We start from the raw sequence: 12,725 nt of genomic DNA, 5'->3' as shown, positions 1-12,725 counted from the left end.
GTATCGCCTCCTCTATTTCGTGATTACTAGTTTTTGAATCTTTTCTGAGTAATTAGGCCATTGACATCCAGAATCAGGCTGATATTGCCATCCCCCAGCAAGGTACAACCGGCCAACCCCTCGATTTTTTTCATCCGCCTAATATACTTGGGCAGGGTTTTAACCACTACCTGCTGCTCTCCCAATAATTCATCGGCAAAAAGACAAGTGCTTTTGGTTTCTCCCTCCAGCATAATCAAAATGCCATCCTCAATCTGAGTTGCTCCGGTTTTAACCTGGTAATGTTCTTTGAGCCGCATAATCGGGTAGCACTGGCCCCGAATCATGATCATTTCATTTTCATCGGTATCCCGGAAGACTTCCTGGGCTTTAGGAATAAAGGATTCTTTAATGGACATAATCGGCAGGGTATAACAGCTTTCGCCAACCCGAATATTCATCCCTTCAATGATTGCCAGGGTCAGGGGAATTTTCAGGGTAATCGTGGTGCCCTGGCCTTCCACACTTTCGACCAGAATATTGCCGCCTACCGCTTCAATATTTTTGGCTACCACGTCCATGCCAACGCCCCGGCCGGAAAACTCAGTCACCGCTTCCTTGGTTGAAAAGCCGGGCAAGAAAATCAGGTTGAACACTTCGGTATCAGTCATATGGGTCGCTTCATCCCCGACCAGGCCGTTTTCCAGCGCTTTTTTCAGGATTCCATCACGACTCAAACCCTTGCCGTCATCCCGGATGATGATCAAAACCTCACCACCGGCGTTTTTGGCCTCCAGGGTAATCGTTCCAGTCTGGGGTTTTCCCTGACGGATCCGGGTATCAGCCATTTCAATCCCATGATCGGCCGAGTTTCTGACAATATGCATCAGCGGATCACCAATCTGCTCAATAATGTTCTTATCAACTTCGGTTTCTTCACCGAGAATTTTCAGGTTCATTTCCTTACCCAGCTTTTTACTGATGTCCCGGACAATCCGGTTCATCTTAAAAAAGGTCGGCCCCAGAGGAACCATCCGGATGGACATGACCATATCCTGGAGTTCGTTGGTAATTTTTTTCAGCTGTCGGGCAGATTTACTGAAATTTTCCAGCACCAGTCCCTTGAGATCCGGGTTTTGGGTGACCATCGCTTCTGAAATGACCATCTCGCCGACCAGATTCATCAGTTTATCGAGCTTTTCAACGCTAACTGAAATCATGCTCTGGCTATGATTTCCATTAGCTACCGGCGATTCTTTGACTGGGCTCATTTCGCAGGCCGGGTTTTTAAGCTGAGGAACCATGATGGCTTCATCAGATATGACGATATTCAGTCCTTCCCGAATTTCCTGAAGTTCGTTTATTTCAGTGAGCTCAATCTGATCGATAAATGCCATGGTACGGAAAAAAGCTTCCAGTTTTTCTTGGGATTCCGCAGTTTTAATCTGCAGCATAAAACCATCACGCTTAATGATCTCGACACAATCCGGATCATTGATGACATCCTCTGGCGTACACTTAAACGAATCGGTAATCTCCTTTAAGTTATGAACCACGGTGAATGCCCGGATGTTTTCCATCCCGCAATCTTCTTCAAATTGAAGAAGTGCCTGATAGGTTTTTACTTCGCTGATTTTTGCCGCTTTGTTGGAACTGATATAATATTTTTCGGTAACCGGCTCATTATTAACCGCCTGGGAATCGGTCAGATTATTATTCTCTTTGAGAATCTTCAGGTGCGCTTTGATCTTATCAATCAGGGTTTCCGGGTTGCCATCGGCTTCCGCGCCATTTTTTATTTTATCCAGTTCCGATTTCATAAAGTCAATGCCTTCGAAGACCAGATCCGAAAGAGTTGAAACATCGATGAACTGCGGCTTTTCTTCCCGAATAAAGTAGAACATATCTTCGGTCGTATGAGCCACCACCGACATGTTATTGATCAGCATCATCGCCGCCGAACTTTTGATAGTATGCATGATCCTGAATATTTCATTGATAGTTTCACTGGGATAGCTACCCAAGGCTTCGGTCTTAATCACCGACTGTTCCATTTGTTCCAATTGCTGGGAAGTTTCAAAAATAAAAACTTCCTGCATCGGATCGTTCATATATTGCTCTGCCAATGGCGTTCCTCCTTATTTCATTTTTCGATAAAACCGCTTAACAGCATTTCAACCATTTCGGCGCTTTTTTCTTTGATCGAAAAACTGTACCTCGCCATTCGCCACTTCAGACAGATTTCCTTGCTGCCGCCGGTGAGAATATTTTCCAGCACCGCCGGATCCAGATTCGAGAGGATGATTTTCTGATCAATGGCTTCTTTAATGGTTTTTATAATAAAATCAGCTCGTTTATAAATGATTGAACTGACTTTTTCCGACAATTCCGCATCGCACATCAGGCTGTCATAAGCTTGAACCACCACCGTTATTTCCGGATAGTTCTGATAATATTCGGCATAGGCGTTATAAAAGTAGCGAATCGCTTCTAGCGGCGAAAATTTCTTTTGTCGGCAGGTTTCAATGATGGCGTCGTCATACTGAGAAAAATGATCCACCACTGCCAGCATAATATCAGTTTTAGTTTTAAAATGCCGGAATAGGGTTCCTTCTGAAACGCCTTCCTGATTGGCAATCATTTTGGTGGATAGATTTTGAAGCCCCACGGCATTCATTGTTTGGATGGTTGAGACGATGATGCTTTCATGCCTTTTAATCAATGATTTTTGCATGACGTTCCTCCTACCGGAGTGATTACTTACTCCTATTTTAAAAATTATACCCTTTTCTATTCAATTGTCAACTTTTATGTGACTTTTTAAGATTTTTTTATGACGGTTTACAGAACTTTTACAAAGCACCGCTCTCCAGGCTGTGCCGATCCCCCGATCTTTAAATGATTTATCACTACTACACCAATTTTTTTATACTTTTGACAAAACCATGTTATAATTATTTCTGTCAAATAACACTACAGGAGGATCGGATGATTCGAATTCCCAATCTCAAACTCGAAATCCAGAAGGCTAAAAATAGTGATGCTGAAAAAGAGGCCTTAAAAAACGCCATTCTGGCCAAACTAAAAATCAACCCCAAGGACTTACTCACCTTTTCTATCTTTAAAAAGTCCGTTGACGCCCGCAAGAAAAATGCCATCGTCTACATCTATACGGTCGATGCCAGCCTGAAAAATGAGGCCGCTATTCTGAAAAAAGTCAGCAAATCCGGCATTGTCGCCAGTCCGGATTTATCCTATCAACCGGTTACGGCAGGAGATATACCACTGAATCTCAGGCCGGCGATCATCGGCATGGGTCCCGCCGGTCTTTTTGCCGGTCTGATATTGGCCAGAAATGGTTACGCCCCGATTATTCTGGAACGGGGTGATGAGGTGGATATCCGCTCCGTTAAAATCGACACCTTCTGGCAAACTGGCGAGCTGGATACCGAAAGCAATGTGCAATTCGGGGAAGGCGGTGCCGGGACCTTTTCTGACGGCAAGCTGACCACCCTGATCAATGACCCCCGCTGCCGGAGTATTCTGGAAGCTTTTATTGCCGCCGGAGCTCCTGCGGAAATCCTCTATCTGAGCAAACCTCATATCGGAACCGATCTGCTCCGGGAAACGGTGAAGACACTCCGAAAGGAAATTATTGAAAGTGGTGGTGAGGTACGCTTCCGATCCCGGGTCACTGATTTCTTAATTCAGGACGGCCAGCTCACCGGATTGATTATCAATGAACAGGAAACCCTGGACTGCCAGGTAGCCCTGCTGGGAATCGGTCACAGTGCCCGGGATACCTTTGCGACGCTTTATGATCGCGGCGTCACCATGACTCCGAAAGCCTTTTCGATAGGCGTCCGGATTGAACATCCTCAGCACCTCATTGATGGCTCTCAATACGGGTCAGCCGCTGGCACTGCCGGACTGGGAGCCGCCGATTATAAACTCTCCTACCATTCCCCCAACGGCCGCTCTGCCTACACCTTCTGTATGTGTCCCGGGGGCTATGTGGTGGCCGCAGCCTCTGAAGCAAACGGGGTCGTTACCAACGGCATGAGCGAGCACCGCCGGGATGGTGAAAATGCCAATGCCGCTCTGCTGGTCGGGGTACAGCCCGAAGATTTCGCTGATGACCATCCCCTGGCTGGGGTCGCCTTTCAAAGAAAATGGGAAGGCCTAGCCTTTTCCCTGGGTGGCCGAAACTACCATGCGCCAGCGCAACTGGTGGGCGATTTTCTGGCGGATCGACCCAGTACTCACTGGGGTCGGGTCAAACCAACCTATACCCCGGGTCTTAACTTTGCCCAGTTAAAAGACTGCCTGCCGGATTATGTGGTCACCACCATGAAGGAAGCGCTGCTCCACTTTGATAAAAAGATCACCGGCTTTGCCATGGATGACAGCATTATGACCGGAGTTGAAACCCGGAGTTCCTCGCCGGTTCGGATCAACCGCAATGACGACCATGTTGCCAATATTTCCGGACTCTACCCGATGGGTGAGGGCGCCGGTTATGCCGGGGGAATTATGTCTTCCGCAGTGGACGGAGTTAAAACCGCCGAGAAAATCATCGAGCGCTACGCCCGCTTTAGTTCTGAAAATTAAGCCGTCGAACCATAAATCGTATTTATTTTGCTCTGATTTCCTCTCTATTTAGATTTAATGCTACAAAAAGAGCTCCTGAAAATTTTTCTTCAGGAGCTCTTTTACATATATTACTTTTTTTGCTGATCTGCTAACCAGATTCAAACTGCCCTTAAATCGCTTTGATAATTTCGGCGATTAAACTGGCAATCTCTGCTTCTCTTTTTTTATTCTTCCAGCTGACAATAAATGATTTTTCGACTGTCCCACCTTTTAACGCAACCGCTGAATTGATCTGTCGGTTTGCTTTGATTCCGCCGGTAAATTTGGAGGCCAGCTGCTTGGTCACAAAACTGAAGACCCTTTTACCCTCAAGGGATGCAACTTGTTCAAGATATTCTTTCATCACCCCAGCCAATGAGAAAGCCCATACTGGGCTGGCAAAGATTACCACATCATAAGGGGATACATCCGGCTTGTTGGCAAATACAATCGGGGACTTAACTCCGGGATCATCATTTTCTGGAACGATCCGCTGGATTTCCGCATCCAAACCCTTTTCCACCAGGGCAACCCTCAGCCTGTCGGCGACTGAAAATGTATTGTTGGTTTTAGAAAAGACAATAATACCAATCTTCATTTCACGCTCTCCATTTTCTTTAGAATATGACCATGTTTAGAATACAAATAAAACCATTCATTTTTAGTCATTAATTATTCTCTTGTTGACACTAAGGTACCTCATTTTGTTATTTTTTTCAAGTCTTTTCTTTAACTCCAGCAAATGAATTTTTATTTATTGGTCATTCATCCATAAAAACCACTTCAAAAATAATCGCCTGAAACCATTCTCGGGTTTCAGGCGATTGTCTTGGTTGCACTAATGATTTTTCATATTATGTCACTGATTAAAATAAATATCCCCATTGGCATTCACCGAGAAAATCTCGAAATCGGTATAGAGGGAACTGCCAAAAATATCGTCGATCTGGAAAGAATAGTAGTAGTCTCCCACGGCCAACGGTTCTTCATAGATCACCGGGTCATTGTCAAAGGTATAAGCCTCACCTTCGTAAATGCCCTCCTCATCCGTTTTCATACTATAGGAATAATACATCGGAGTAATCAGATCGCCCTTTTTTAGCTTGGTAATCTCTTTGGCAGACTGACCAGTAACCTCATCAATGCCATCCCAGGCGCCGATAATGGTGATGGTGTAGTTACCGTCGCTGGCAAAATCAATTTTAATGCGCAAATTGGTTTCCACCCCATTGAGCATCACTGGCGAGGTATAGATATTGTAGTTGTCACCCTGCTCAACAATATAGGTAGCCAGGGGCTGTCCATCGGGCAATGAAACCCAATAGCCGCTGAAATTATCTTCAAACTTTCCGGTATTCCAGTCGGCGGTGATGTTATCATCCAGTCCCAGTTCAATTAGAGTTTCGCCATCGCCGGCATCCATAAACACATCACAGTAAACTGCATCGACGTAGTCCAGGGTGTCAGCTGAAATCATGAAGCCGTACATGCCCTCAGCATTGATGGCTGGCGCTGATGAAAATGAAACCGCCGTTTCCGCTTCACTGAAATTGTACACTTCAGCGGGTTCCTGATCCAGTTCCGACCAGTAATCAGACCCCGCTGCTTCGTCATAGCTGCCGCTCCAGTAAAGCGATTTTTCACCAAACCAGTCCGCATCGCTGTAGCTTCCAAAATCGCCGTTGGTACCACTACCATAAGCCATCTTGTCGACAAACGACATGTAATAAGGACTGACACAGATATCCTTGAAAATTGACAGTTCCTCGGAGCCCTGAATGGCTAAGGGATAGTAGATCGCCAACCCATGTGAATCGGCCTTATCACTGCCATTTTTCATATAGACAACACAGTCCTGCAGGGCGGCCAGAGCTTTATCCGTACCAACCACATTCCCGGTCATGTTTTTCAACACCGAGCCCAGATCGACCATATTGGTATAGCCTTCGGACTTGCTGTTACCGCCATAGTTTTCCGCCGACGTGATTCCCTTGACCATATTGGACAAAACATCGGTTTTAGTGGTGGCGCTGTACATTTCCCGGGCGACATCATTAAAGGCATAGACCAATTCGTCAATTTGGGACAGGTCAATGCAAGAAAGCGTCGCTTCATTCTGACTATCGATAGCAACACAAGCTGCGTAGAAGGAATCGACCACGACCTTGCCCAGTTCGGCTCCGCTGGCGGCCGGATTGCTGCCGATAAAGTTACCCATGGCGGTGTAATCCCAGCCATAACCGGGTTCCAGTTCTTCCGATGCAACCATATAGCGGGCGTGAGGCGCCAGCATATTTCCGGTTTCCACGGTTCCCATCAGGCAGGCATCAAAGCCAATAAATTCAAAGGCATCCGTCATATTGGAATAAACCGAAGTCAGAGCATTTTCAATTTCCAGCAAGGACAGACTGTCGCTTTCGTTTTGCTCATCAAAACAGACGCCAGTAATGCTGCCGCCGCCGTGATTCCAGAAAACCAGTCCCATTTTTTCGGCGGGATAGGCGGATACCCCCCAGTCCAGAAATTCAGCCAGGGTTTCAGCGCTGCCCATATTGGCAACCGCTGCTTCTTCGATCTGTTCCATGTTCTGATTTTTAATCACAAAGCGCTGCGTCAACGAATCATCCACCAGATCATTATCCCAGGCATTGGCGCCGCCAGTCTGAACCACAAATTTTATCTTGTCGGACTGGGTTGCATCAATCATTTCCTGGAGGTCCATGGTAGCCAGGCCGCCGTCACTTTCCAGATCTGAACCGCACATATATACAAAAATGGTCCAGGTACCAGATGCGCCCATTTTTTTTGTTTCGGTGCGGGTCAGCCGCTGAATTTCCAGATCACCGCCAGAACTCACCTTCATCTCGGTACTCCGCGCCAGGGATGTATCGAGGCCGCTGTTTTTATGGCTACTGGTTCCCCCACCTTCATCTGAGCAAGCTGTCAAAGACAGCACCATGGCAAAGATGATCAAAAATGCCGTCAATCTTTTTTTCATTTCAAACCTCCCGGGTCAATGATTTACTATCGCTTTTATGTCTTTACCATCGGCGGGCAAATGGCAATATTTCGTAGTTGCCGCAAACGCTTTATCCGCAATGAATTTTTACATAATACTGCTTTATATTATACGCCTCTCGGGTCGATTAGCAAAGAAATTTCGCGCTTAAAATCACTTTTTTGCGGCCCTTTCACTCAAAAAAAACGCAGACCCACAATAAAGTGGTCTGCGTTTTTAATCGTTATTTTAGCGTGATCAGGATAATCCGATGATTTCACCGTCTTCGGTGATATCCATACCATTGGCAGCAGGGACTTTGGGAAGACCCGGCATGGTCATAATAGCGCCGGTGATCACCACCACAAATCCGGCTCCCGCTGACAGACGCACTTCTTTAACATGGATATTGAAATCCTGGGGGGCGCCCAGTAAGGTCTGATCATCAGAGAAGGAGTATTGGGTTTTGGCCATACAAACCGGCAGATGATCAAATCCCAGTGCGACAATCTCATCCAGTTGTTTTTTAGCATCCGGCTCATATTCCACCCCATCAGCCCGGTAAATTTCGGTGGCAATGGTTTCGATTTTCTTTTCAAGTGGAAGTTCCAACGGGTAAAGCGGTTGATATTGCGATTCACCCATATCACAAAGCTTGACCACTTCGCGAGCCAGTTCTTCGCCGCCTTTTCCACCCTGAGAAAACACATCGGAAAGGATTACCTTAACATTTTTATTTTCACAGGCCTTTTTAACGGCAGCAAATTCTGCTTCCGTATCGGTCGGGAATTTATTCAGGGCTACCACCACTGGCACCTTAAATTTTTGCAGGTTTTCCAGATGCTGGATCAAATTGGCACTGCCCAATTCCACGGCGGCGACGTTTTCAGTTGACAGCTCGGTTTTAACCACCCCACCATTCATTTTCAAAGCCCGGACGGTGGCCACAATGACCACGGCATTAGGTTTCAGCTCGGCATAACGACATTTGATATCAAAGAATTTTTCCGCTCCCAGATCAGCACCAAAACCGGCTTCGGTGACCACATAGTCGGCCAGCTTCAAGGCTGTTCTGGTAGCCAGTACCGAGTTACAGCCGTGGGCTATATTGGCAAAGGGACCACCATGAATAAAGGCTGGGGTATTTTCGAGGGTCTGGACCAGATTCGGTTTGATGGCATCTTTTAGCAGCAGCGCCATTGCGCCGGAGGCTTCCAGATCAGCGGCTGTCACCGCTTTGCCTTCGGTATTGTAAGCGATGATCATCCGACCCAAGCGCTCTTTGAGATCGGTGAGGCTGGAGGCCAGACAGAGAATCGCCATAATTTCTGATGCCACGGTGATATCGTAACCGGTTTCCCGTTGCACCCCATTGGCCCGGCTGCCCTGACCAACGGTGATCATGCGCAGAGCCCGGTCATTCATGTCCACAACCCGTCGCCAGACAATCCGATCCATATCGATGTTTAACAGATTTCCCTGGTGGAGGTGATTATCCAGCAGCGCCGCCAGCAAACTATGAGCCGCGGTGATGGCGTGGAAATCGCCGGTAAAGTGCAGATTGATATCATCCATCGGGACGACCTGAGCGTAGCCGCCGCCGGCGGCGCCACCCTTGACGCCAAAGCATGGTCCCAATGAGGGTTCTCTTAAGGTGGTAATGGTTTTTTTGCCGATATAATTAAGCGCCATGGATAGACCCACGTTGGTGGTGGTTTTGCCTTCGCCGGCCGGGGTTGGGTTAATGGCAGTTACCAGAATCAGCTTACCGTCTGGTTTGTCCTGGTTGTCTTTCAATACCGATAAGGACACCTTGGCTTTATGATTGCCATAAAGTTCCAGCTCATCTCCGGTAATCCCCAATTTTTCGGCCACCTGTGCAATCGGTTGCATTTTAGCTTCCTGTGCGATCTGTACATCTGTTTTCATCTTGTCTTTCTCCTTTTCAAAATAATTTCGTTATTCTCTGAGTCTCTTTTTCAAATCTGAACCAACACGCTGCGGTTAATTATTTGCAAGCACCCTGTGCACATGTATATACAGATTTTCCATAGGTTAACATCTTTTATACTTCTTGTCAATATTTTTCTATGTTGGGACAATTTATTATCTTTACTTGTTTGTTATTTCTCAAACAAAGTTTTTAACGTGAAATATCTTGTTATTATTTTAACATCATCTGGCTTTTCGTTCCGAATTCTGTACCATTTTTTACACTTTGTTCATTTTTACAATTTTTACCGCCGTTTTGTGTAAACGTATAAAAAAGATGCCCTGAACAGTGTCATTGTTCAGGGCATTCTAAGATTGATTCGTAAAACAGGTTATTTTTTCATTCTCTCATCGTCACTTTTTTAACCAGAGCATTAGTAAATGCTAATGTAATTTTTTTGAGGGTCGCTTTTTTTTCTGGCAAATCATCAAATCTGGCCGCTTTTTCTTAAGAAATTTTTTCGATGGCAACTGCACAGGCTTTGTACTCCGGCGTTTTGGTAACCGTGTCGCTGGATCTCGTGGTCAGCCAGTTGGCATTGTTTTCAAAGAAATGGATGGCCATCCATACCAGTCCTTCGGGAATCCGGTCGGAAACCTGGGCTTTTACAAAAACGGACCCACGTCGGGATCTGACAATAATCATTTCGCCATGGGCAATACCGAGACGTTTGGCATCCGCTTCGGAAATATCTGCATATTCTTCCGGCAGCAACTCATTGAGACCTTTGGCTCTACCGGTTTGAGTTCGGGTATGATAATGATAGAGCCGTCGGCCGGTGCTTAAGGTGAATGGGTATTCGGCATCTGGCACTTCAGCAGGGGGCGTCCAGTCAAGCGCCATCAAATGGCCTTTACCCCGGGTAAAGTTACCGTCCAAATGGAGAATCGGGGTTCCCGGATCAACTGAGCAGTTGCATGGCCACTGCATCCCGTCGCCCTGAATCCGATCGTAGGTAATCCCGGTAAAAAATGGTGCCAACGGGGCAATCTCGTTATCCCACAATTCCCGTCCGCTGTTGGCTTCCCAATTCTGTCCGAAACGTTTGGCAATTTCTTTAAAGATCCACCAGTCCGGTTTTGCCTGCCCCGGTGCATCTTTTACTTTTCTGACCAAACTGATGCGTCTTTCACAATTGGTATAGGTGCCCTCATCCTCACCCCAGGCTGCCCCCGGCAGAACGACATCAGCATATTTGGTCGTTTCGTTAAGGAAAATCTCGTTAACCACCACAAATTCAGCCGCTTCCAGACATTCGATAACATGGGCAATATCCGGCTCCGTGGCGACAATATTTTCACCAAAAATGTATAATCCTTTAACCGCTTTGGTCTTTAATCCACTGATCATATCCGGGATCATCAATCCCAGTTTATCCGGCAGACCATCGACCTTCCAGGCCTGCTCAAATTTCGCCTTGGCGGCAGGGTCGGTGACACTCTGGTAGCCATGATAAACATTGGGCAGCGCGCCCATATCACAGGCCCCCTGAACGTTATTTTGGCCACGCAGCGGATTGACGCCGGCGTTTTCTTTACCGATATTGCCAAGCAGCATCTGTAGATTGGCAACTGACATAACATTGTTGGTGCCGCAGGTATGCTCGGTAATTCCCAGGGTATACATGGCCATTCCCGGTTTATTGGCCGCCAGCATTCTGGCAATTGCAATGATTTGTTCCTCCGATACCCCGCTGATTTCTGAAACACGTTTGGGCGGATACTCTAAAACCTTTGCTTTCAGCGCTTCAAAATTATCGCATTTGTCAGCGACAAAATCTTTGTCATAGAGATCTTCGGTAATCAATACGTTCATCAGACCGTTGAGGAACGCCACATCCGAACCCACCTTAATCTGGGCAAACTCGTCGGCACGATCAGCCAGATGGGTTTTTCGCGGATCGACCACAATCAGTTTAGCGCCGTTCTTTTTGCCATTTTTGACAAAGGTGGCCGCCACCGGATGGGCTTCTGACATATTAGAGCCAATGACAAAGAGGCAGTTAGTATTGGCCATTTCAGCAATCGAATTGGTCATTCCCCCGGTTCCAAACGAGGTGATCAAACCGGCGACGGTTGGCGCATGACAGACCCGGGCGCAGTGATCGATGTTGGCCGACTTGAAGGCTGCCCGGAACAGTTTCTGCATCTGGTAGGAATCTTCGTTAGAGCTGCGGGCACAGCTGATTCCGCCAACGGCATCCGGACCGCCCTGCTCGAGAATCGCTTTGAATTTTGCGGCCACCAGATCCAGGGCCTCATCCCAGGACGCTTCTCGAAAAACGCCGTTTTCTTTGATCAGCGGAGTGGTCAGTCTTTCTTTGGAATAGATAAAGTCATAACCATAGCGGCCTTTAACACAAAGCCGGCCTTTATTCGGAAAACCATCTTCGACGCCGGTGACCTTGACAATTTCATCACCCTTCATGTGCAGGTATAGCTGGCAGCCAACCCCACAGTAGGGACAGGTGGTTCGGACTTTTTTCGTTTCCCAGGAACGCGCCTTGCCAATTGATTTTTTGTTGACCAGTGCCCCTACCGGACAGACCTGAACACAATGGCCGCACTGAACACAGGTCGACTCACCCATTGGCTTGTTATTGTCGCAGATAATGGTCGATTCGCTACCTCTGAACCCGACCGATAAAACATCATTGCAGACAATTTCATTGCAGGCAGTGACACAGCGCCGGCAGAGAATGCATTTCCGGTTGTCTCTGACGATCATCACACTGGAATCATCAACCGTTGCCTTGTTCATGCTTTCCATAATAAACGCTGGAGTCTCGATTCCCAGTTCGTAAGCAACACTCTGAAGGCTGCATTCCCCGCTTTTTTCACAGGATAAACAGTTATGTTCACCATTTGACAAGAGCAGGTTAACAATATTATGACGGGCACTGAGGACGCTTTCTGAAACCGTATTGATGACCATTCCATCTTCGGCGATTCCGGCACAGGCTGGGATCAGCGCTTTTGCCCCTTCCACCTCCACCACGCAGATGCGATCGAGTAGGTCAGGAGTATTACTACTCCTTTCCCCTCTAAGAACCGTACGTGAGAGTTTCCCCTCATACGGCTCAAGCTTTCATAAACTCTAGTTAAAGAGCCAGCTCTAAGTCTT

At 47.0% G+C, this 12,725-nt stretch carries 6 protein-coding genes and 1 pseudogene; 1 reads left to right on the top strand and 6 read right to left on the bottom strand.

The features are described 5' to 3' along the window. Positions 1–26: 26 nt before the first annotated feature. On the bottom strand, positions 27–2,105 hold the full coding sequence (locus Q7J41_RS13270) for a chemotaxis protein CheA (protein WP_304888872.1): 2,079 nt from the start codon (positions 2,103–2,105) through the stop codon (positions 27–29). 17 nt (positions 2,106–2,122) lie between these two features. Beyond that, positions 2,123–2,713 (bottom strand): TetR/AcrR family transcriptional regulator, encoded by a 591-nt coding sequence (locus tag Q7J41_RS13265; protein WP_304888870.1) that lies wholly within the window; start codon positions 2,711–2,713, stop codon positions 2,123–2,125. Positions 2,714–2,967: 254 nt separating this feature from the next. Here Q7J41_RS13265 and Q7J41_RS13260 point away from each other — a divergent pair, with 254 nt between their 5' ends. Continuing rightward, entirely contained in the window at positions 2,968–4,590 is a 1,623-nt protein-coding gene (locus Q7J41_RS13260) for an NAD(P)/FAD-dependent oxidoreductase (RefSeq protein ID WP_304888869.1), read from the top strand. Between the two features lie 151 nt (positions 4,591–4,741). On the opposite strand, the gene Q7J41_RS13255 is transcribed toward Q7J41_RS13260, so the two are convergent. From Q7J41_RS13255 to fdhF, 4 genes and pseudogenes are all read right to left on the bottom strand, one after another. Beyond that, positions 4,742–5,209 (bottom strand): NAD(P)H-dependent oxidoreductase, encoded by a 468-nt coding sequence (locus Q7J41_RS13255; RefSeq protein WP_304888867.1) that lies wholly within the window; start codon positions 5,207–5,209, stop codon positions 4,742–4,744. A gap of 261 nt (positions 5,210–5,470) precedes the next feature. Continuing rightward, complete coding sequence (locus tag Q7J41_RS13250) at positions 5,471–7,609, bottom strand: clostripain-related cysteine peptidase (RefSeq protein WP_304888864.1); 2,139 nt, start codon at positions 7,607–7,609, stop codon at positions 5,471–5,473. A 258-nt stretch (positions 7,610–7,867) separates the two neighbouring features. Next, positions 7,868–9,538: a formate--tetrahydrofolate ligase gene (locus tag Q7J41_RS13245; RefSeq protein WP_304888862.1), complete on the bottom strand. Its 1,671-nt coding sequence runs from the start codon at positions 9,536–9,538 to the stop codon at positions 7,868–7,870. Positions 9,539–10,049: 511 nt separating this feature from the next. After that, positions 10,050–12,608, bottom strand: a pseudogene (gene fdhF / locus Q7J41_RS13240) (formate dehydrogenase subunit alpha); the annotation flags it as partial. Positions 12,609–12,725: the final 117 nt, after the last annotated feature.

The organism is Acetobacterium sp., from assembly GCF_030652775.1.
Classification (GTDB): Bacteria; Bacillota; Clostridia; order Eubacteriales; family Eubacteriaceae; genus Acetobacterium.
Note: the sequence above shows the minus strand (reverse complement) of the source record. Positions and strands in the feature narration are given on the sequence as shown.